Below are 20,185 nucleotides of genomic sequence, written 5' to 3'. Positions count from 1 at the left end.
GCAGATCGTGAGAATCGACCATGGCCTTCAACGAACTCCGCGCCATCGCCACCTTCGTCAAGGCGGTCGAGCTGGGCAGCCTGCGCCAGGCCGCGACGGCGCAGGCGATCACGCCGCAGGCGGCCAGCCAGGCGCTGGCGCAGCTGGAGGCGCACCTGGGGGTGCGGCTGATCCACCGCACGACACGGCGGCTCAGCCTGACCGAGGAAGGGCAGCAGTTCCTCGATGCCGCGCAGCCGGGGCTGGCGACGCTGCAGCGGGCGCTGCACGGTGCGCGGCGCGGGCGCGACGAGATCGCCGGGCCGCTGCGCATCGTCGCGACGCGCTCGCTGATGCTGCCGGTGCTGTGGCCGGTGCTGGCGGAGTTCTGCGAGCGGCATCCCGAGATCGAGCCGGACGTGCAACTGGACGATCGCCTGGGCAACTGGGTCGAGGACCGGGTCGACGTCGGCTTCCGCGCCGGCACGCCGCCGGCCGACGGCTTGATCTCGCGCCGGCTGTTTCCGCTGCAGCTGGTGGTGTGCGCGACGCCGGGCTACCTGGCGAAGCACGGCACGCCGCGGCACATCGACGATCTGGCGCACCACCGCTGCAGCGGCTTCCGGCATCCGTCGAACAACAAGGTGATGCCGTGGGAGTTCAAGGTCGGTGCCGAGATCGTCGCGCGCGACTTCGCGCCGGTGCTGTGCACCAACGATGTCGAGCTGGAGGCGAACGCGGTGCTGTCAGGCCATGCGATCGGCCAGCTGGTGGGCGTGACCGCCGCGCCACTGGTGCGCAGCGGCCAGCTGGTGCCGGTGCTGACCGAGCATGTGGCCGAGCACCTGAGCCTGTACCTGTACTACGGCAGCCGCATCGCGCAACCGGCCCGAGTGCGGGCCTTCATCGACCTGGTGGTGGAGCGGGTGGCGGGCAATGCGGCGTTCTTCCTGGAGCCGCATGAGCTGAGTGGTATGAATCGGCGCAGAAAAGCGAAGCGAGGGCAAGGAAAGTGAAGGAAATGAGGACACGACAACGCGTGCGGTTTGATAGCTTGCAACGCCGCCCATCGCCGATTTGCAATGCCGACAAAGCGTAAGTTCAAAAGCGATGCCTTCGAGGCCATCCATCAATCCGCGACCGCGCTCAGACAGATTGGAGCCATCGACAAGGCGACGATGCGTCAGTTCGACGAAACCTGCGTGTCGGCGCCGTCAGCGATCAGCCCGATCCAGATCAAGCGGATCCGCGAAAGCGCCCATGTCAGCCAACCGGTGTTCGCGCTCTACCTGAACACCAGTGAATCGACAGTGCAGAAATGGGAGGCCGGCACCAAACGCCCCAGCGGCATGGCGCTCAAGCTGCTGTCGATCGTGCGCAAACACGGCCTCCAGGTTCTCACTTGAACCGGTCTTTCAGGGCTTCGGAATCCGGATCCGGCTGATCATCAGCGAGCCGGAGAGCCCGAACAGCAGCACCAGCGGGTGGAAGTAGTGTTCGCCGATCATCACCTCGCCGAACCACAGGTTCGGGCCGAGCGCGCCGGCCGAGGCGGCCGCCGCGAGCATCAGCACCAGCACGATCGAGGTCGGGATCGGCGTGCCCTCGAAGTGCGTGACCTTGCCGCTGTCGTCCGACAGCGCCTCGGCGGTGACGTTGTAGCGCGCGAGTCGCGACACGCCGCAGGCGACGAAGTACGCCAGCACGATGCGGTCGTACAGGCCGCGCATGCCGCAGCCGTAGGCGACGATCGCCGGCGCGACGCCGAACGAGATCACGTCGGCCAGCGAATCGAGCTCGCGGCCCAGCGCCGACGCCTTCTGGCGCCAGCGCGCGACGCGGCCGTCGAGGATGTCGAACACCAGCGCGGCGATCACCAGCCCGCAGGCGAAGTGGATGTGCACGACGTTCGCGGTCGCGAGGTAGGACATCATCGAGAACAGCGCGCCGGTGCCGGACACGGCATTGCCGAGCGTGAACCAGTCGGCCAGGTGGAACTCGCGGATCATCGAAAACGGCTTCGGCTTCATGCGGGTTCCGCTCCTTCTCAAGGTGGGTCGGCAGTGTAGATGAAGCAAAAGAGCCCGCTGCAAGAGCGGGCCCGGCTTCAGTCAACTGACAGTGCCGTCAGGTCACGGCGCCCACGGGGCCTCCACCGCCCACCGCGTGTCGGCATCGAAGCTGCCCGACGTGTTCCACGCCGAGCCGCCGATGCCGTCGGCGATCCACACCTCGGCCGCGTAATGGCGCAGGTAGCGCCCCGGGTAGTTGTAGGACGCAAAGCGGGTTCCCGCGCTGCCATCGGCCGCCCCCTGCGCGCAGAAGGTGGCATCGGCACGGTACAGGTCGCCGGCCTGCAGCGCGTCGCGCCGCACCCGCGAGTTGCTGTGGCGCAGGTACTCGCCCGGGAAGTTGCGCGACTCGAACGAGTAGCAGCTGCCGTCGGCCAGCCCCGGCACCAGGCGCCAGCTCGCGTCCAGCTTCAGCGTGCTGTCGCTCGCGGCCGTCACCACCTCGGTGAAGGCCAGCGCATCCTGGTGACGCAGGTAGCGGTTGTCGTAGCCCGGCGTCAGCACGCGCAGCGAATGCACGGTATTCGGCGCCACCACCACGCTGCTGCGCCACCAGCCGGTCTGCGGCGACCACGACGCATCGGCGCGGAACAGGCCGGTGTCCTGGAACGGGTTCAGCCAGACCTCCGCGTTGGCATGCCGGATGTAGTACCCCGGGTTGTTCTTCGACTCCAGCGAGACGCCACCGTTGCCGTCCAGCGCCTTGCGGGCGCAGAACGTGGCGTCGGCCTTGAACAGCGCGCTGTTGTCGTTCGGGTCGATGCGCAGGCGCAAGGCCTGGTGGCGCAGGAACTGCCCCGGCTGGTTGACCGACTCGAAGGACAGGCAGCTCGCATCGCCCAGCCCGTTGACCACCTTCCACGACGTGTCCTTCTTCAGCAGCTCGCTGCTGGCGGCCTCGACCACCTCGGTCACGCCGAGGCTGTTGACATGGCGGATGAAGCGGTTGGTCACGCCCGGCGTCACGGTACGGAACGAGTACGAGGTGCCGCGCCGCAGGAAGGGCACGCCGTCGATCAGCGCCTGGTGCGCCGCCCGGACCTGCGCGAAGTCCATCTTCCTGACCTGGCGGTCGTAGGTCAGGAACCCGTTCAACTCGTCCTCGACGTCCGAGATCTCGGTGTACACCGCCGCGCTCAGGCCGCGCGAAGACACCAGCTCGCGCAGTCCTTCCACCTGTTGCAGGTAGACGTTGGTCAGCGTCGTCGAGTCGGGGTAGAGGGTGTAGCAGCAGGTCGAGGCCGGGTTCCACATGTGGCCGTCCACGCGCAGCCCGTTGCCGCCGAACTCGCCCAGCACCGACAGCCGGTTCGGCTGCCAGGCCGGCGCACTCGGGCCGGGGTAGTCGTGGTTGTCGATCAGGTCGCCAGCCCCCTGGTCGCCTGGGGCGAAGTTGATGCCCGAGTGGGTGTCGATCAGGCGGCTCGGGTCCCAGCCCTTGAAGACGCCGGCCATGCGGACCATGTCGAAGTCGCCCCAGCTCTCGTTGAAGATGACCCAGGTGACGACCGACGGCGACGAACGGTGCTCGTCGACGATCTCGCGGTCTTCGGCCTCCACCTTGGCGCGCACCGCGGCGCTGCTCTCGGCGTCCCAGGCATGCGGCATGTCCTGCCAGACCAGGATGCCCAGCTTGTCGGCCCAGTAGAACCAGCGTTGCGGCTCGACCTTGATGTGCTTGCGGACCATGTTGAAGCCCAGGTCCTTGATGGCCACCAGGTCGGACTTCAGCGCCTCGTCGGTCGGCGCGGTGTACAGGCCGTCGGGCCAGAAGCCCTGGTCGAGCGGGCCGTACTGGAACACGAACTTGCCGTTGAGCAGCGGACGCGGCACGCCGCTGACAGTGCCGATCGCGATCGAGCGCATGCCGAAGTAGCTGCCGACCTCGTCGACCACGTGGCCACCGCTGCGCACGCGGACCTTCAGGTCGTACAGGAAGGGATCGGTGGGCGACCACAGGTGCGCATTCGGCACCGGCACGCTGAACTCGACATCGCCGCGGCCGGTGGCCGTGCCCACCTGGGCCCCACCGGTCGAGGCCACGGCCTCGATCGAGGTGCCACCCAGGTTGCTGCCGCGCACGATCATGCGCAGCCGGTTGTTCGCCACGTCCGGCGTCATGTCGAGCCGCGTGATGTGCGGCGCCGCGACCGGCTCCAGCCACACCGTCTGCCAGATGCCGGAGCTCGGCGTGTAGAAGATGCCGCCGGGGTTCAGCGTCTGCTTGCCCAGCATGTCGTCGCCGGTGGTCGGATCGAACGCGCCGACGACCAGGTCGTTGCTGCCGCTGCGCAGCCAGGGCGTGATGTCGAAGCTGAACGCGTCGTAGCCGCCGCTGTGCTGGCCGACCTGCTGGCCGTTGACGTAGACGGTGGCCTTGCGGTCGACCGCCCCGAAGTTCAGCTTCACGCGCTTGCCGCTCCAGCCGGCCGGCACGGTGAACGTGCGCTTGTACCAGAGGTTGCGGTCGTTCATGCGCTGGATGCCGGAGAGGTAGGACTCCACCGGGTACGGCACCTTGACCTGCTCCGGGTTGGCCGGGAAGGCGGGCGCGGTGGCCGGCGGGGTGTCGGCGTTCGGCGCGGCGCTGCCGCCGTTGTAGCTCCAGGTGCCGTTGAGGTTGAGCCAGTCGCTGCGCGTCAGCTGCGGGCGCGGGTACTCGGGCAGCGGCACCGCGGCCTGCTGAGCGGCCGCGGTCCACGGCGTCGTCAGGCGTGCGCTGACGGCCTGGGCCGATTCGTGGGAGGGGCTTGCCTGCTGCGGGACGTCGGTGGCTGCGGATTCGCTGCCGCCGCCGCAACCCGCGGTGATCAACGGGACGAGCAGGCTCGCCAGCCATCGCCGGTAGGTGGTGTTCATCGTGTCTCCTTCTGTTGCCTCGGAACGGGTGTTTGCGGCGCCAGCTCGATGACGGACGGCTCGTGCCAGGGGCACGGCTCATCACTAATAATTGACTAATATTAGGCGCACGGCGACCACCGCGCGTCAACTGCGCAGATGTAAGGCCGTGTGAGGACGAAGGGCTTCCCGGATTGGCATCCGGGGATCACGTGACTGTCTGCCTCAGGACCAGCCGGCCATCGACCTTGACGCGTCGGCGGCGACCGTCCGGCGCGGCGATCTGGGCCAGCAGCGTCTCCACCGCGAGCCGCCCCATCTCGTAGTTGGGCAGCACCAGCGTGGTCAGCGGCGGGCTGGTGTGGCGCGCGATCTCCTGGTCGTCGTAGCCGATCACCGCCACGTCGCGCGGCACCTGCTTGCCGAGCTCGCGCAGCGCCTCGAGGCAGCCGACGGCCATCAGGTCGTTGGCACAGAAGATCGCCGTCGGCGCCTTCGGCTGCTTCATCAGCGACAGCGTGTGGTCATGGCCCGAGGCGACATGCCAGTCGCCCTCGCGCACCAGCGCGGCGTCGTAGGCGATGTCGGCGCTGGCGAGCGCACGGCGGTAGCCCTTCAGCCGGTCGCGCGCGGCGTCCATCCACGGTTCGCCGTTGATGAAGGCGATGCGTCGGTGGCCGGCGTCGAGCAGGCACTCGGTCGCGGCGAAGCCGCCCAGCACCTCGGACGGCTCGACCGACGAGAAGCGCGGCTCGCCGCCCGATGCAGGCTCCGCCTCGCTGCAGTTCAGCAGCACCGTGGGCACGCGGCCGAGCTGCGGCGGCACGCTGACCTGGCGCGTGAAGATCGTCGAGTAGACGACACCGACCAGCGCCGGGTTGGCCAGCATCGTCGACAGCACGGCGGCCTCGATGCCGGCATTCGAGCGCGTCGCGAACACTGCCACCAGTGCACCCTGGCTCCAGGCCTCGTCCTTCGCGCCGTCGATCGACAGCACCGGGTGCGGGCTGGTGGAGATCTCGTCGACCAGGTAGAGGATCAGCGGCGTGGCAGCCGTGGCCGTGCGCCTTCGGCCGCCGCGCGCCGAAGCGGCCGCGGTGCCGCGCCGGTCGGGCAGCYGGTAGCCGAGTTCGGCGGCCACGCGCAGCACGCGGGCGCGGGTCTCGTCGGACAGCTGGGTGCCGGTCATGCCGTTGAGCACCAGCGAGACCGTCGACTGCGACACGGCGGCCTGCGTCGCGACATCGGTCATCGTGACGCGGCGGGCGGGCTCGGCGGACGGCGGGGCTTTGGCAGGCATTTTTACTAATGGAGCGCGGCTTCGGCGCTCACATGGTACGGGAGCAGCTACAACGTGTAGCGATCGTCACGCCATGCTTGCGGGTGGGCGGCGCCGCACGAGGCATGCTGCGGGCCGGAGGGAATTTCCTTGACCATGAACAACACACGACTCCATTCGATGGCCCGCCTGGCAGCCTTGTGCGCCGGCGTGCTGGTGGTGGCCGCCTGCGGCGGCAGCGACGATGCGGCGGCACCGACGCCGGTCAGCGGGGCACCATCGCCTGCGCCGGTGCCATCACCTGCGCCTGCCCCATCACCKGCACCTGCACCGTCGCCATCACCCGCTCCCGCTCCCGCGCCTTCGCCTTCGCCTTCGCCTTCGCCGGCACCGGCACCGGCGCCCGCCCCGGCCCCTGCTCCAGCGCCGAGCAACGCACCCGCCGGCTACACACTCGTCTGGTCCGACGAGTTCGACACCGGCACGCTGCCTGATGCCGGCAAGTGGGTCTACGACACCGAGGCCAACGCGACCGGCTGGTACAACAACGAGCTGCAGTACTACGCGGTCGCGCGCACCGAGAACTCGAAGATCAGCGACGGCAAGCTGGTGATCACCGCGCGCAAGGAACGCCTGACCACCGCCAAGGACTACGGCGGCCAGGACTACAGCTCGGCGCGCCTGATCACCAACGGCAAGGCGAGCTGGACCTACGGCTTCTTCGAGATCCGCGCCAAGCTGCCGTGCGGGCGCGGCACCTGGCCGGCGATCTGGATGCTGGGCACCACCGGCGACTGGCCGGCCGGCGGCGAGATCGACATCATGGAGCAGGTCGGCAAGAACCCGACCGCGATCGAGGGCACGATCCACACCACGTCGACGGCCGGCACCTTCGGCGACGGCGGCGAGACGAAGATCGCCGACGCCTGCAGCGCCTTCCACAACTACCAGCTGACCTGGACGCCCGAGAGCCTGGTGATCGGCGTCGACAACAAGCCCTTCCACACCTACGTCAACAAGCACCAGGGCAGCGCGAGCTGGCCGTTCGACAAGCCGCAGTACCTGCTGCTGAACCTGGCGATCGGCGGCGACATGGGCGGCGCGGTCGACGACACGATCTTCCCGGTCAGCATGGAGGTCGACTACGTGAAGGTCTGGCAGAAGAAGTGAAGCAGCGGCACAGTCCCTGCTGACGAAGGAGTCGTCGATGCAGGAGCCGTTGTTCCACGACCGCCGCGATGCGGGGCAGGTGCTCGCGAGGCGCCTGTCGGCCTACCGCGGCCGCCCCGACGCGCTGGTGCTCGCGCTGCCGCGCGGCGGCGTGCCGGTGGGGCATGCGGTCGCGCGGGCGCTCGGGCTGCCGCTCGATGTGTTCGTCGTGCGAAAGCTCGGCGTGCCCGGGCATGAAGAACTGGCGATGGGCGCGATCGCGAGCGGCGGCGTGCGCGTGATGAACGACAGTCTGCTGCGCATGCTGTCGCTCACGGCCGCGCAGATCGACGCGGTGACGCAAGCCGAAACGCAGGAGCTGGCGCGGCGCGAACGGCTCTACCGCAACGGCCGGCCGCCGCTGGAGGTGGCCCGGCGCACCGTGCTGCTGGTCGACGACGGCCTGGCCACCGGCGCAACGATGCGGGCCGCGGCGCGGGCGCTGCGCATGAGGGCGCCGGCGCGGCTGGTGATCGCCGTGCCCACCGGCGCGCACGACAGCTGCGAGGCCTTGCGCGGCGAAGCGGACGACATCGCCTGCGCCACCCGGCCCGAGCCGTTCCACGCCGTGGGGTGCTGGTACGAGGCGTTCCCGCAGATCACTGACGAAGAGGTGCAGGCGCTGCTGGCCCGGTGATCACGAGGCCTGTCGACGCGACCGCGCGCTGGAGATGCCGGGCGCGTTCAATGGCACACTCCAGCGGATCATCACGCGCCGCCCGACTGGCCCCATGTTCGCAAAATTCTTCGACACCACTGCGGTGGACGCCTTCGCAGCCAAGGTGGCCGCGGAACTCCGGAAGTCTTTCCCGCCGGAGAAGGTCAACGACAGTTCGAAGCAGGCCGAAAAGCGACGCGAGCAACTCGACCAGCGCATCCGCCTCGCCGTGCAGAACCTGGCCCGTTCGACGCCGCTGAACATCTACCAGAAAGCCAAGCTGGGCACGAAGCTGCAAGCGGTGCTCGAAGGCATGGGCTACCCCGAGGATTTCAGCGCCTCGCTGGCGCGCGACGTGGTCAAGCTGATGGCGCTGCGGTCGTCGAGTTCGCTGTAAGCCATGCTTCGCTGGCTGCGCTCCAGACTCAAGACCCTGTCCGACGCCGCCGCACCGGAGCCCGCTGACGCCTCCACTCACGCCTCCACTCACGCCCCCGCCCCCGCCCACGCCGGCACGTCGACGGGGCTCGCGGCACCTCCTCCGCCACCACCGCCCCCGCCGTCCCTCCTCGAGGGCCCGCTGGCGCTGTACGAGGCCGGATACCTGGCGGAAGCCCGGCAGTCCGCCCAGGCTGCGCTGGCGCTGGACGCCGGCAACACCACCGCGCTGCATGCGCTGGGCCTGATCGCGCTCAAGGAAGGGCATCCGCAGGAAGCCCACCGGCTGCTGCAACAGGCGACAGCGCAGGCGCCTGCCGACGCCGCGCTGCAGCATGCCGCGGGACTCGCCTGCCTGGCCTGCAAGCGCCCCGCCCAGGCCGGCCCGGCGTTTCAACGCGCCGCTGAACTGCGCCCGGGCTGGAGCGCTCCCTGGGTGCAGCTCGGCCTGATGGCCCTGGCGAACCGCAAGCCGAAGGAAGCCCTGCTTCATTTCACCGCGGCGGCAGCGGCCGAGCCCGCCGATGCGCAAGCCCATTTCCAGCTCGGCACCCTCCTGCTGGGCGAGCGCGACAAGCAGCAGGAGGTCGAGCGCCACTATCGCCGCGCACTCGCCCTCCAGCCCGAGCACGCCGGGGCGCTGTGCAACCTGGGTGCGCTGCTGAAGGACCAGGGAAAAGCCGACGAAGCCGCCACCTTCCTCGAGCGTGCCGTGCGCCTCGACCCCGCACTGGCACAGGCCTCGTTCAACCTGGGCCTGCTGCGGATCGACCAGGGCCGGTGGTCGGAAGCGGCCGATGCGTTGCAGCGCTCGTTGGCGGCGGCGCCCTCCCAGGCGGAGGCGCACTACTGGCTGGGCAATGCGTTGATGGGCACGGGCAATGCGCCAGAGGCGCGCAAGGCCTACCAGGCCGCCTTCCGCCAGGACACGAACCATGTGCGCGCGCGCTGGGGCTTTGCGATGGCCCAGTTGCCGGCCGTGCCCCAGACCGACGAGGAACAACGGGCCGGCGCAGAGAACTTCGGCCACGAACTCGGCAAGCTGAAGAGCTGGTTCCGCGCCCGCCCCCAGGCCGAAGGCCACCTGGCGGTCGGCGCGCAGCAGCCGTTCTACCTCGCCTATGTTCCCGGCGACCACCGCGAGCGGCTGGCCGACTACGGCAAGCTGTGCACCACGCTGATGGCCGGTTGGGCCCGCAAGGTGGGCGTGCCTGCCGTGGCAGCGCGGCCCGCATCGAAACGCCGCATCGGCATCGTCTCGGCCCACGTGCACAGCCATTCGGTGTGGCGCGCCATCGTGCGCGGATGGATCGCCCACCTGGACCCCGCGCAGTTCGAACTGCACGTCTTTCACACCGGAAGCGTGCGCGACACCGAGACCGAATGGGCCGCGCGCCGGGTGGCCAGGTTCCACCACGGCCTGGGCGCGTGGACGAACTGGGCGAAGGCGATCTCCGACAGCCAGCTCGACACGCTGCTCTATCCCGAGATCAGCATGGACTCGGTCACCTTGCGCCTGGCGGCCCTGCGCCTGGCGCCGCAGCAGCTGGCCAGCTGGGGGCACCCGCTGACGACGGGCCTGCCGACCATCGACGGCTACCTCAGTGCGCAGGCGTTCGAGCCGGACACTGCCGACGCCCACTACACCGAGACCTTGATCCGCCTGCCGGGCCTCGGCTGCTGCTACGAGCCGTTCGGCACCGCGCCCGTCGCCGTGGATCTCTCGGCATGGAACATCTCGCCGCAGGACAAGCTGCTGTTGTGCGCGGGCACGCCCTTCAAGTACGCGCCCCATGACGACCCGCTGTGGGTGCGGATCGCGCAGCAATGCCGGCCCTGCAAGCTCGTCTTCTTCAGCGTGGCCAATGCGCCGTTGGCCCGCTTGTTCGAACAGCGTCTTCGCGCGGCATTCGAAGCCGCACAGGTGGATTTCGACGCGTGCGTGCGATTCGTGCCGTGGCAGAGCCAGGCCGCCTTCTTCGGCTGGCTGGACCGGGCCGACGTGTTCCTCGACAGCGTCGGCTTTTCCGGCTTCAACACCGCGATGCAGGCGGTCGAGCGGGGCACGCCGATCGTGGCCTGGGAAGGCGATCACCTGCGCGGACGATTCGCCAGCGCCATCCTGCGGCAGATCGGCCTGGACGAGTGGGTTGCCTCGTCGGCCGATCGCTACGTGGACTGCGTCGAGCGCCTGTGCAAGGAAGCGCCGCGGAGGAAGGCTGTGCGCGACACCCTGCTGAACGAGCGCAAGAAGCTGTTCGGCGATCGTTCGTCTGTGGACGCCCTCGCCGTCACCCTGAGCCGAGGCACTGCGCCCTAGTCCTGTTTCCCCACGCCTTGTTTTGCCACCCCTATACTCCGCCGCCATGCGCCGCTGGCTGACCCTTCTGCTGCTCGTCACGCTGCCGCTCCAGTTCACCTGGGCGGCGGCCGCGGCGTATTGCCAGCACGAACAGGCCCCCAGCGCTCGCCACATGGGCCACCATGAACACGAGCACCCGGGCGCCCAGGACGAGCACCAGCAGGCCCGGAAAGCAGCCGACCCCGACGCGACGAAGGCCGCCAAGGTCTTCGGCGACGCCGACTACGGCTACTGCCAGCTGAGCGCCGCCAAGCCGCTGCAGGTGCAAGGGTTMGCGATCGCGCCCCTGGCCGGCCCGCCGACGCTGGACGCCAGCGTGCCACCGCTGCAGACGCGCGACCCCGACCGCCGTGAACGGCCCAACTGGTGCCTCGCCTGATTCGGCGAGCGCACCCCTTTCCAGGCACGACCTTCTCCCTGACCTGATCGCTGCTGCCCTCGTCGAATCCTTCCGGCTGCCCTTTCGCAACCCTCGGAGTATTCGATGCGCAGAACTTGCGTGCCGCTGCTGTGCGCGGCACTGATCACCCCCTTGGCATTCGGCCAGGCCTCGCCGCCGGCCCTTCCCCCTGCCCTCCCACCTGCCCTGACCCTGGAAGCCGCGCTGCAGACCGCGTTGCGCCACAACCCTGTGCTTCGCGCCGCCGAGGCGGAGGTCGACGCCAGCCGTGGCGCGCTCGACCAGGCCGGCGCGCGGCCCAACCCGACCCTCGGCATCGACCAGGAAGACACGCGCCGCGACACCCGCACGACGACGGTGCTGCTGAGCCAGGCGCTGGAGCTCGGCGGCAAGCGGTCGGCCCGCATCGCGCTGGCCCGCAGCGCACGCGAGCTGGCGCTGGCAGACCTCGCGTCGCGCCAGGCCGACGTGCGGGCCGGCACCATCCAGGCGTTCTTCGAGGCCCTGATCGCCCAGGAGCGCGTGAAGGTCGCGGAGCAATCCGCGGAGATCGCCGCCAGCGGCACCGCCGCGGCGGCGCGCCGCGTGACGGCGGGCAAGGTCTCGCCGACCGAGGAAACGCGCGCGCGCGTCGCCGAGGCCAATGCGCGGATCGAACTGCGCCAGGCGCAAGCCGACCGGCAAGCCGCGCAACGCGCGCTGGGCCTCGCGATGGGTGCGGCCGACGGCACGTCGTCGCCACTCGATGGCCAGCCGGAATCCCTGCCGCAGCCGCCCGATGCGCAAGCCCTCGCAGAGCGTGTCGCGCAGTCCCCGGCGCTGCGCCGTGCACAGGGTGAAGTGCAGCACGCCCAGGCCGCCTACGAGCTGGAGCGCGCACGCCGCATTCCCGACCTGACCGTGAGCCTGGGGACCAAGCGCGCGGCGGAGACCGGCCGGAATCAACCGATGATCGGTCTGTCGATCCCGCTGCCGCTGTTCGATTCCAACACCGGCGCGCAGCTCGAGGCGCTGCGCCGCCGCGATGCCGCCCAGGCACTCGCCGAGGCCGAGGCGCAGCGGCTGCGCGCCGAGGTGCTGCAGACCCTCGACCAGCTGCAGGCCCGCGCCAGCGAGGCGCAAGCCTTGAAGCAGGAGGTGCTGCCCGCCGCGCAAGGCGTCCACGACGCGACCCGCCGCGGCTTCGAACTCGGCAAGTTCAGCTTCCTCGACGTGCTGGACGCCCAGCGCACCTTGCTGCAGGCGCGGACCCAGTACTTCAGCGCGCTGGCCCAGGTTCACCGCGCCGCCGCCGAACTCGAGCGCCGCCTCGGCACCCCGAACGATCGCCCGCCCGCGGGCCACCAACCGTGAGATCGAACATGAACAGCAAGACGAACTGGGTCGAGCGCCTGCGCGCCAGCGTGGGCCGCAAGCAACTGGCGGCCATCGCCGCGGTGCTCGTGCTCGGCAGCGTGGGGGCGGTCGCCATCCTGGGCACGCAGCGCGCGAAGCCGGCCTCCGAGGAGGACCACGACCATGAGCATGGGCACGAAGAAGCCGGGGAACACGCCGGAGACAAGCACCGCGAAGAAGCCGGCGCGGGCGCGATCGCGCTGTCGCCCGAACAGCTGAAGGCCGCAGGCATCCGCGTGGACACCGCCGGTCCGGGCCTCATCCGCAGCGTGCTGCAGCTGCCGGGCGAGATCCGCTTCAACGAAGACCGCACGGCCCACGTCGTCCCGCGGGTCGCCGGCGTCGTCGAGGCGGTGCCGGTGGCCCTCGGCCAGCAGGTGCGCCGTGGCCAGGTGCTGGCCGTGATCAGCAGCCCGACGGTGTCCGAGCAACGCGCCGCGCTGCAGGCTGCACAGGCCCGCCACCAGCTCGCCCGCTCGACCTACGAGCGCGAGAAGACGCTGTGGGAAGAGAAGATCTCGCCGCAGCAGGATGTGCTGCAGGCCGGGAACGCACTGCGCGAGGCCGAGATCGCCGTCGACAACGCCCGCCAGAAACTGCAGGCCGTCGGTGCCGGGGGCACCGGCCATGGCACGGGCAACCTGAACCGCTTCGAGCTGCGCGCCCCGTTCGACGGCACGGTCGTCGAGAAGCACATCGCACTCGGCGAGCAGGTGAAAGAAGACGCCCAGGTCTTCACCCTCTCCGACCTGCGCACGGTCTGGGCCCGGGTCGACGTGCCGGCCAACGCGCTCCCCCAGCTGCGCGTGGGCAGCCAGGTCGCGGTCCGCGCGTCCGCGTTCGACCAGGTCGCGAACGGCAGCATCGCGTGGGTCGGCCCGCTGCTCGGTGAACAGACCCGCACAGCACAAGCGCGCGTGGTGATGGACAACCCGGGCTCGCTGTGGCGGCCCGGGCTGTTCGTGAACGTCGAGATGACGGCGAGCGAGGCGACGCTGCCCGTCACCGTGTCGGTGGACGCGGTCCAGACGCTGGGCAAGGGGGCGGCGACGGAGTCCGTGGTGTTCGTGCAGACCGCCGCGGGCTTCGTCGCGCAACCGGTGCAGACCGGCCGCAGCGACGGCCAGCGCGTCGAGATCACGAAGGGACTGCAGCCGGGTGCGCGCCATGCCGCCACCGGCAGCTTCGTCCTCAAGTCCGAGGCCGGCAAGGCATCGGCCACCCACGCACACTGAGAGGCCGATCCATGTTCGAACGCATCATCCGCTTCGCCATCGAGCACCGATGGCTGGTGCTGCTGGCCGTCTTCGGCATGGCGGCGCTGGGCGTCTTCAGCTACCAGAAGCTGCCCATCGACGCCGTGCCCGACATCACCAACGTGCAGGTGCAGATCAACACCGGCGCGCCCGGCTACTCGCCGCTCGAAGCCGAGCAGCGCGTCACCTTCCCGATCGAGACGGCGATGGCCGGCCTGCCCGGCCTGCAGCAGACGCGCTCGCTGTCGCGCTACGGCCTGTCGCAGGTGACCGTGATCTTCCAGGACGGCACCGACCTCTACTTTGCGCGGCAACTCGTCAACGAGCGGATCCAGGCCGCGCGCGACCAGCTGCCCGCCGGGGTGGCACCGGCGATCGGTCCGATCTCCACCGGCCTCGGCGAGATCTACCAGTGGACGGTCGAGGCGCAGGACGGCACGCGCAAGCCGGACGGCGAGCCGTACACGCCGACCGACCTGCGCGAGATCCAGGACTGGATCATCAAGCCGCAGCTGCGCACCGTGCCGGGCGTGACCGAGATCAACTCGATCGGCGGGTTCGCGAAGGCGTACCAGGTCGCACCGGACCCGAGCCAGCTGCTGGCCCACGGGCTGACGCTGGCCGACGTGGTCGGCGCGCTGGAGCGCAACAACGCCAACGTCGGCGCCGGCTACATCGAGCGGCGCGGCGAGCAGTACCTGATCCGCGCACCCGGCCAGCTGGGCTCGATGGACGACATCCGCAACGTGGTGCTGCGCAACGAGGCCGGCGTGCCGGTGCGCATCCGCGACGTGGCGAGCGTCGAGATCGGGCGCGAGCTGCGCACCGGCGCCGCCACCGACAACGGCCGCGAGGTGGTGCTCGGCACCGTCTTCATGCTGATCGGCGAGAACAGCCGCACCGTCTCGCAGGCGGTGGACCGGCGCATGGCCGAGATCAACCGCAACCTGCCGGCCGGCGTGCACGCGACCACGGTCTACGACCGCACGGTGCTGGTCGACAAGGCGATCGCCACCGTCAAGCGGAACCTGCTGGAAGGCGCGGTGCTGGTGATCGCGGTCCTGTTCCTGTTCCTCGGCAACATCCGCGCGGCGGTGCTGACGGCGATGGTGATCCCGCTGGCCATGCTGTTCACCTTCACGGGCATGGTGCAGCAGAAGGTCAGCGCCAACCTGATGAGCCTCGGGGCGCTGGACTTCGGGATCATCATCGACGGCGCGGTCGTCATCGTCGAGAACTGCGTGCGCCGCCTGGCCCATGCGCAGGCGCACCACGGCCGGCCGCTGACCCGCGCCGAGCGCTTCCACGAGGTGTTCCTCGCGTCGCAGGAGGCGCGGCGGCCACTGCTCTTCGGGCAGCTGATCATCATGATCGTCTACCTGCCGATCTTCGCGCTGGCCGGCGTCGAGGGGAAGATGTTCCACCCGATGGCGTTCACCGTCGTGATCGCGCTGGTCGGCGCGATGATCCTGTCGGTGACCTTCGTGCCGGCGGCGGTGGCGCTCTTCATCGGCGACAAGGTGGCCGAGACGGAGAACCGGCTGATGGGCTGGGCGCGGCGCGCCTACGAGCCGCTGCTGCGGCGGGCGATGGCCGCGAAGCCGCTGGTGCTGACCTGCGCCGGCGTGGCGGTGCTGCTGTCGGGCCTGCTCGCGACGCGGCTGGGCAGCGAGTTCGTGCCGAGCCTCGACGAGGGCGATTTCGCGATCCAGGCGCTGCGCATCCCGGGCACCAGCCTGTCGCAATCGGTCGCGATGCAGCAGCAGCTGGAACGCACGTTGAAGGCGAAGTTCCCGGAGATCGAGCGGGTGTTCGCCCGCACCGGCACGGCCGAGATCGCCGCCGATCCGATGCCGCCCAACATCTCCGACAGCTACGTGATGCTCAAGCCGATGGACGACTGGCCGCAACCGCGCAGGACGCGCGACGAGCTGGTCGCGGCGGTGAAGGCCGAGGTGGCCGGGCTGCCGGGGCAGAACTATGAGTTCTCGCAGCCGATCCAGCTGCGCTTCAACGAGCTGATCTCGGGGGTGCGGGCGGACGTGGCCGTCAAGGTGTTCGGCGACGACATGGCGGTGCTCGACGCCACCGCGGCCCGCGTCGCCAGCACGTTGCAAGGCATCCCGGGTGCCGCGGAAGTGAACGTCGAGCAGACCGGCGGCCTGCCGATGCTCACCGTGCAGATCGATCGCGAGAAGACGGCGCGCCACGGCCTGAACGTGCAGGACGTGCAGGACACGCTGGCCACCGCGATCGGCGGGCGCGAGGCCGGCACCTTGTTCGAGGGCGACCGGCGCTTCGACATCCTGGTGCGCCTGCCCGAGCACCTGCGCTCCGACCAGGAGGCCATCCGCCGCCTGCCGATCGCGCTGCCGAAGGGGACTGGCAACGCGCAGCGCTTCATCCCGCTGAGCGAGGTGGCCACGCTGTCGCTGGCGCCGGGCCCGAACCAGGTCAGCCGCGAAGACGGCAAGCGGCGCATCGTGGTCAGCGCCAACGTGCGCGAGCGCGACCTCGGCAGCTTCGTCGCGGAGGCCGCGCAGGCCATCGGCCAGCAGGTGAAGCTGCCGAGCGGCTACTGGATGACCTGGGGCGGCCAGTTCGAGAATTTGCAGTCCGCGACGAAGCGGCTGCAGGTGGTGGTACCGGTCTCGCTGCTGCTGGTGTTCACGCTGCTGTTCGCGATGTTCGGCAACATCAAGGACGGCCTGCTGGTGTTCACCGTCATTCCGTTCGCGCTGACCGGCGGCATCGTCGCGCTGTGGATGCGAGGCATCCCGCTGTCGATCTCCGCGGCGATCGGCTTCATTGCGCTGTCGGGCGTCGCGGTGCTGAACGGCCTGGTGATGCTGTCGTTCATCCGCAACCTGCGCGAGCGCGGCCAGCCGCTGGATTCAGCCATCCACGAAGGGGCGCTGACGCGCCTGCGCCCGGTGCTGATGACGGCGCTGGTGGCCTCGCTCGGCTTCGTGCCGATGGCGCTCGCGACCGGCACCGGGGCCGAGGTGCAGCGGCCGCTCGCCACGGTGGTGATCGGCGGGATCCTGTCGTCGACGGCGCTGACGCTGCTGGTGCTGCCAGTGCTGTACCGGCTGGCGCACCGGCGGGATGAGGCGGGGGGATGAGGTCAGGCTTGCGTCGTGCCCGCCTGTGACTCGGTCGCCGGCACGGCGATGCCCAGGGCCAATGCCGTGCTCAGGAACCACAGGATCTCGAAGGCCGAGAGCCGGCCCGCCGCGGCCGCTTCGCCAACGCCCATGGCGCGCTGCGTCCAGGCGGTCACCAGCCGCGGCGTGCTCGGGCGCGCAAGGGCCGCAGGCTCGAGCGGGCGTATGAGCTGGTAGCGGCCATTGATGGTGCGGGGCGAGACGCCCTGGTCGATGAGGACGTGCGTCAGGCCCCACAGCAAGGTCGACAGCCGCAAGGTGTGGGTCGCACCCGGCCACGAAACGGCGTCGGGCGCGCGCTGCGGGTCGGCCACATGCAACGGCCGCGCCAGCAACTCGGCCTGCGGCAGCGAGCTCGTGATGTCACCCGTGCGGAAGTCGACGACCAGGCCGTGCCCGTCACCCACGCCGAACAGCGTTCGTCGACGCTCGCCGGCGAGCAGTGCCCCGACCAGCAGGTCCCGCAATGCGTACAGCGCCATGCGGGCATGCTCGCGCTGCACGGCGCCGCGCGCCAGCTCGTACAGCGCTGCGGCGGCTTCGAGCACATCGGTCATCTCGCTGACCCGCAGCGGCGAGGCCACCGACAGGCCGCGCGGCGAGTCGGCCGGCGTCGCGCCGCGTGGCGTGAGCCGCACCAGCACCCGCGGTGGCGAGACATACTGCGACCAGTCGTGCGGCACGAAGAGCGTGGTGCAGGCAGTGGCGTCTTCCACCCAGCGCAGGCGCAGGCCGGCCTGGCCGTCGAGCATGCGCGTCATCGAGACCAGCACGGCACGATCGCGTGCCTCGAGGCCCAGTGCGGCGATGTCGAGCGCACGCCCCGGCGGCGATGCGCTCGCAGGGGAGGGGCCGGCAGCAAGGGGGCCGAGGGGTTCGGATTGTTCGGGCATCGGGYGGGTCGAGCGCTCGCAGAGTGCATCGACGGCCAGTCTAGCGACTCGGCTGATGTTCTGCGCTGAAGACCTCCTGAGCGCCTGGGCCAGCCGCTCGACCCATGACGCACGTTCAACGACACTGCACAGGATCACTTGTCCGCTCGCTGCGACGAAGCAGACAGTGCGAGGCGTCGACGGCAATGCAGCGAAGCGCAGAGGCACTTGGGCAGCTGAGACCTCCTCGATCGGGCTCAGTTGAACGTCTGCTCTCACGAGCTGCGAAGGTGAGCTATCGACCCAAAGCGGAAGTTGGCACGGGCTGAGCAAGGCTCCGGAAAGCGGCCGTTCAACGTTTGACATGAGGGGCGCTGACCGGTTCGCCGGGCAGCGTCCTCTCGATGAAAGGGTTAGGCCTCACGATAAAGCGAGGTGCAAGGATGCAAAAGACGAGGATGGCAAGAAGGGGACCAAATGTTTTGTATTGAGTCCAGACGGTCAACGGCGTGGCGAATGCCACGCATGTGTTCACGATTCCCAACAGCACGTACAGACCGCAAAGAGCCCAACTGAATCTACGCCAGCTGCTTGGCAACAAACCTAGCCTGTGACCCCAAACAAGGAAAGGAAGCCCAGGGCGGAATAATTGCAATGAAACCGCGACTGCAGCGGCGACGAAGATGAAAATTAGGGTGGGCTTCATCATCACAAGTGTGATGCTCTCCGTTTGACCAGAGAAGCTGAGCGTGAGTGCTACAGGCACCATAAGGATGATTTGAAACACGATGATTCGCCAGAAGAGGGACGCGCTGAGCTTGAGACCATAGTCCGTCCTCAAGGCGCTCTCGCCGATGTCTTCCAAAGCCGCTTCAGGCGGTGCGTATGGATTGCTTCCGGTCATGCGATTCGGTCTCCGCTTTGAGGCCTAGCGTTTGAAATGAGAGGCGAAGCCCGGCCTGCGAGCGGCGTCCTGTCTATTGGTTGGGCGCCGCTTGGGGGGTAGTGCTGGGAGTTTTTACTTGGCTTCTGCATAGTTGAACGCCTTAGAGAACAGGACTTCGCAGATGGAGTTCATGAACCATTCTCTCCTGCGCTGTGAGTCTTGGCGGTGGGGAGGATGCGTGCGAGCGGTCATCGGTGACCGACGGCTCCTGGCCGACTGTCGACTTTCAAGAAATCTGTCTCCGCTTGTGGCCACACTCGAGCTGGACGCCGCCCTGCATGACCTTGAAATCGGCTGCGTCGTTGCAGTACACCTGTGAACAGTCGGCCCATTCGACAACTTCAAATGACGGCTGAACGCTTTCGCTCATGGCGAGAATCTCCAAACTCTCACCAGGGAGGAGTGTGAAGTCTTCGCCCCACGGTTCTACCGCGACGACGTGTGGCTTGGCCTGGCGATTGCAAAACGAGAACGTTGAAATCAGTGTTGTCATAGTTCTTGTCCGCTTCCCGAAAGCTGTCGCCCGCGACTGACTGCAAGTGGCCGGGTGGAGGCATTCGATCATGCGGCGCACACCCGACGAAGCCCTGGTGCCCACGTCGACGAAGGATGGGGGGGCGTCATCTTTCCTCCAGATACTGACCCAATCCAATCTGATCTATCGGTTCTTTGTGACGGGCCGCGAGTTCTGCCGGCCCAAGAACTCGACACTTGTTTGCGCTGCCGTCTTGCGAAGGGGCAATGCAGATCGTCAGCGACTTTAGGGCGCCACGTTCTTCAACGGCCACGATCTCCCTGAGGCTGGGACCCATGAAGCAGTTCTCGCCGAATACGGCGCCGCGAATGAGCGTCGTTCGATTTCGATACAGGACTATGTCGACGGTTGGCATTGCTCCGCAGCGGCGTTCTGAATAGGGGCCTCGTACGGCCTTGACGACGTAGCGTGCCTTCCGCATCTCGCATTGCACTGGAAATTCCGAAAGGGAGTTTTGGCCTTGGTCACTGTCGGGAATGTATCGAACTGAGAAAACTCCCTCTTCGGGGGAGCAAGTAAAGGCGGCGATGTCCTGAGCCCAAGACGCTTGGCCAAGCAGCTGACGTGGTCCAATTCTGATGGACACCTCGATGGGAGATTTTCCCGCAGAGGACGAGAAGAGCATGACCGAGAAGAAGAGAGCCCGCCGGGCATTTGATGCGGCGTTCAAGCTGCAAGTGGTTCGCATGGTGCGAGACCAGGGATTGAGCGTCGGGCAGGTGTGCCGCGACATGAACTTGACGGACAGTGGCGTGCGCCGCTGGCTCGAGCAGTTCGAC

At 68.7% G+C, this 20,185-nt stretch carries 17 protein-coding genes; 11 read left to right on the top strand and 6 right to left on the bottom strand.

From position 1 onward, the window contains the following. The first annotated feature begins 20 nt into the window (after positions 1-20). Together AC1DXV_RS06310 and AC1DXV_RS06305 are read left to right on the top strand one after the other, a co-directional pair. A complete protein-coding gene (locus AC1DXV_RS06310) occupies positions 21-995 on the top strand; it encodes a LysR family transcriptional regulator (RefSeq protein WP_477864363.1) in 975 nt (324 codons plus the stop codon). Positions 996-1,061: 66 nt separating this feature from the next. Beyond that, complete coding sequence (locus tag AC1DXV_RS06305; RefSeq protein ID WP_477864362.1) at positions 1,062-1,385, top strand: helix-turn-helix domain-containing protein; 324 nt, start codon at positions 1,062-1,064, stop codon at positions 1,383-1,385. 9 nt (positions 1,386-1,394) lie between these two features. Here the strand turns inward: AC1DXV_RS06305 and pssA are convergent, their stop codons facing one another. The 3 genes from pssA to AC1DXV_RS06290 form a co-directional block, all read right to left on the bottom strand. Then, positions 1,395-2,009 carry a CDP-diacylglycerol--serine O-phosphatidyltransferase gene (gene pssA, locus AC1DXV_RS06300; protein ID WP_477864361.1) on the bottom strand — a complete coding sequence of 205 codons (615 nt, stop codon included), beginning with the start codon at positions 2,007-2,009 and terminating at the stop codon, positions 1,395-1,397. 102 nt (positions 2,010-2,111) lie between these two features. Next, on the bottom strand, positions 2,112-4,910 hold the full coding sequence (locus AC1DXV_RS06295; RefSeq protein ID WP_477932894.1) for an AbfB domain-containing protein: 2,799 nt from the start codon (positions 4,908-4,910) through the stop codon (positions 2,112-2,114). Positions 4,911-5,097: 187 nt separating this feature from the next. Then, entirely contained in the window at positions 5,098-6,189 is a 1,092-nt protein-coding gene (locus AC1DXV_RS06290; protein WP_477932892.1) for a LacI family DNA-binding transcriptional regulator, read from the bottom strand. 135 nt (positions 6,190-6,324) lie between these two features. Between AC1DXV_RS06290 and AC1DXV_RS06285 the strand changes: the two genes are divergently transcribed. The 8 genes from AC1DXV_RS06285 to AC1DXV_RS06250 all read left to right on the top strand — a co-directional run bounded on the left by AC1DXV_RS06285 (position 6,325) and on the right by AC1DXV_RS06250 (position 17,011). Further along, entirely contained in the window at positions 6,325-7,338 is a 1,014-nt protein-coding gene (locus AC1DXV_RS06285; protein WP_477864358.1) for a glycoside hydrolase family 16 protein, read from the top strand. Between the two features lie 37 nt (positions 7,339-7,375). Further along, positions 7,376-8,014, top strand: a complete 639-nt coding sequence (locus tag AC1DXV_RS06280) for a phosphoribosyltransferase (protein WP_477864357.1) — start codon at positions 7,376-7,378, stop codon at positions 8,012-8,014. 34 nt (positions 8,015-8,048) lie between these two features. Beyond that, complete coding sequence (locus tag AC1DXV_RS06275; protein WP_477864356.1) at positions 8,049-8,432, top strand: ribonuclease H family protein; 384 nt, start codon at positions 8,049-8,051, stop codon at positions 8,430-8,432. A 3-nt stretch (positions 8,433-8,435) separates the two neighbouring features. After that, a complete protein-coding gene (locus AC1DXV_RS06270; protein WP_477864355.1) occupies positions 8,436-10,793 on the top strand; it encodes a tetratricopeptide repeat protein in 2,358 nt (785 codons plus the stop codon). 46 nt (positions 10,794-10,839) lie between these two features. After that, on the top strand, positions 10,840-11,214 hold the full coding sequence (locus AC1DXV_RS06265) for a hypothetical protein (protein WP_477932890.1): 375 nt from the start codon (positions 10,840-10,842) through the stop codon (positions 11,212-11,214). A gap of 105 nt (positions 11,215-11,319) precedes the next feature. Further along, on the top strand, positions 11,320-12,588 hold the full coding sequence (locus tag AC1DXV_RS06260) for a TolC family protein (RefSeq protein ID WP_477932888.1): 1,269 nt from the start codon (positions 11,320-11,322) through the stop codon (positions 12,586-12,588). Between the two features lie 8 nt (positions 12,589-12,596). Next, positions 12,597-13,865: an efflux RND transporter periplasmic adaptor subunit gene (locus AC1DXV_RS06255; RefSeq protein WP_477864352.1), complete on the top strand. Its 1,269-nt coding sequence runs from the start codon at positions 12,597-12,599 to the stop codon at positions 13,863-13,865. Positions 13,866-13,876: 11 nt separating this feature from the next. Next, complete coding sequence (locus tag AC1DXV_RS06250) at positions 13,877-17,011, top strand: CusA/CzcA family heavy metal efflux RND transporter (RefSeq protein WP_477932886.1); 3,135 nt, start codon at positions 13,877-13,879, stop codon at positions 17,009-17,011. A gap of 2 nt (positions 17,012-17,013) precedes the next feature. On the opposite strand, the gene AC1DXV_RS06245 is transcribed toward AC1DXV_RS06250, so the two are convergent. The 3 genes from AC1DXV_RS06245 to AC1DXV_RS06235 form a co-directional block, all read right to left on the bottom strand. Further along, entirely contained in the window at positions 17,014-17,946 is a 933-nt protein-coding gene (locus AC1DXV_RS06245; protein ID WP_477932884.1) for a hypothetical protein, read from the bottom strand. Positions 17,947-18,277: 331 nt separating this feature from the next. Continuing rightward, the gene (locus AC1DXV_RS06240; protein WP_477873487.1) at positions 18,278-18,829 is read right to left on the bottom strand and encodes a septation protein IspZ; all 552 of its coding nucleotides are present in this window, start codon (positions 18,827-18,829) and stop codon (positions 18,278-18,280) included. 268 nt (positions 18,830-19,097) lie between these two features. Beyond that, positions 19,098-19,364: a hypothetical protein gene (locus AC1DXV_RS06235; RefSeq protein ID WP_477932882.1), complete on the bottom strand. Its 267-nt coding sequence runs from the start codon at positions 19,362-19,364 to the stop codon at positions 19,098-19,100. A gap of 665 nt (positions 19,365-20,029) precedes the next feature. Between AC1DXV_RS06235 and AC1DXV_RS06230 the strand changes: the two genes are divergently transcribed. Further along, positions 20,030-20,185, top strand: a 156-nt coding sequence (locus AC1DXV_RS06230) for a transposase (protein ID WP_477932910.1), incomplete at its 3' end; no start/stop codon positions are given.

The sequence above is a fragment of the Rhizobacter sp. P3_C12 genome (genome assembly GCF_056402735.1).
Note: the sequence above shows the minus strand (reverse complement) of the source record. Positions and strands in the feature narration are given on the sequence as shown.

Bases quoted from the DNA above. Each gene is read 5' to 3' on its own strand.
- AC1DXV_RS06310 (WP_477864363.1), top strand. From the start codon at position 21: ATGGCCTTCAACGAACTCCGCGCCATCGCCACCTTCGTCAAGGCGGTC.
- AC1DXV_RS06250 (WP_477932886.1), top strand. From the start codon at position 13,877: ATGTTCGAACGCATCATCCGCTTCGCCATCGAGCACCGATGGCTGGTG.
- AC1DXV_RS06305 (WP_477864362.1), top strand. From the start codon at position 1,062: ATGCCGACAAAGCGTAAGTTCAAAAGCGATGCCTTCGAGGCCATCCAT.
- AC1DXV_RS06245 (WP_477932884.1), bottom strand. From the start codon at position 17,946: ATGCCCGAACAATCCGAACCCCTCGGCCCCCTTGCTGCCGGCCCCTCC.
- AC1DXV_RS06255 (WP_477864352.1), top strand. From the start codon at position 12,597: ATGAACAGCAAGACGAACTGGGTCGAGCGCCTGCGCGCCAGCGTGGGC.
- AC1DXV_RS06260 (WP_477932888.1), top strand. From the start codon at position 11,320: ATGCGCAGAACTTGCGTGCCGCTGCTGTGCGCGGCACTGATCACCCCC.
- AC1DXV_RS06280 (WP_477864357.1), top strand. From the start codon at position 7,376: ATGCAGGAGCCGTTGTTCCACGACCGCCGCGATGCGGGGCAGGTGCTC.
- pssA (WP_477864361.1), bottom strand. From the start codon at position 2,009: ATGAAGCCGAAGCCGTTTTCGATGATCCGCGAGTTCCACCTGGCCGAC.
- AC1DXV_RS06240 (WP_477873487.1), bottom strand. From the start codon at position 18,829: ATGACCGGAAGCAATCCATACGCACCGCCTGAAGCGGCTTTGGAAGAC.
- AC1DXV_RS06235 (WP_477932882.1), bottom strand. From the start codon at position 19,364: ATGACAACACTGATTTCAACGTTCTCGTTTTGCAATCGCCAGGCCAAG.
- AC1DXV_RS06275 (WP_477864356.1), top strand. From the start codon at position 8,049: ATGCCGGGCGCGTTCAATGGCACACTCCAGCGGATCATCACGCGCCGC.
- AC1DXV_RS06270 (WP_477864355.1), top strand. From the start codon at position 8,436: ATGCTTCGCTGGCTGCGCTCCAGACTCAAGACCCTGTCCGACGCCGCC.
- AC1DXV_RS06295 (WP_477932894.1), bottom strand. From the start codon at position 4,910: ATGAACACCACCTACCGGCGATGGCTGGCGAGCCTGCTCGTCCCGTTG.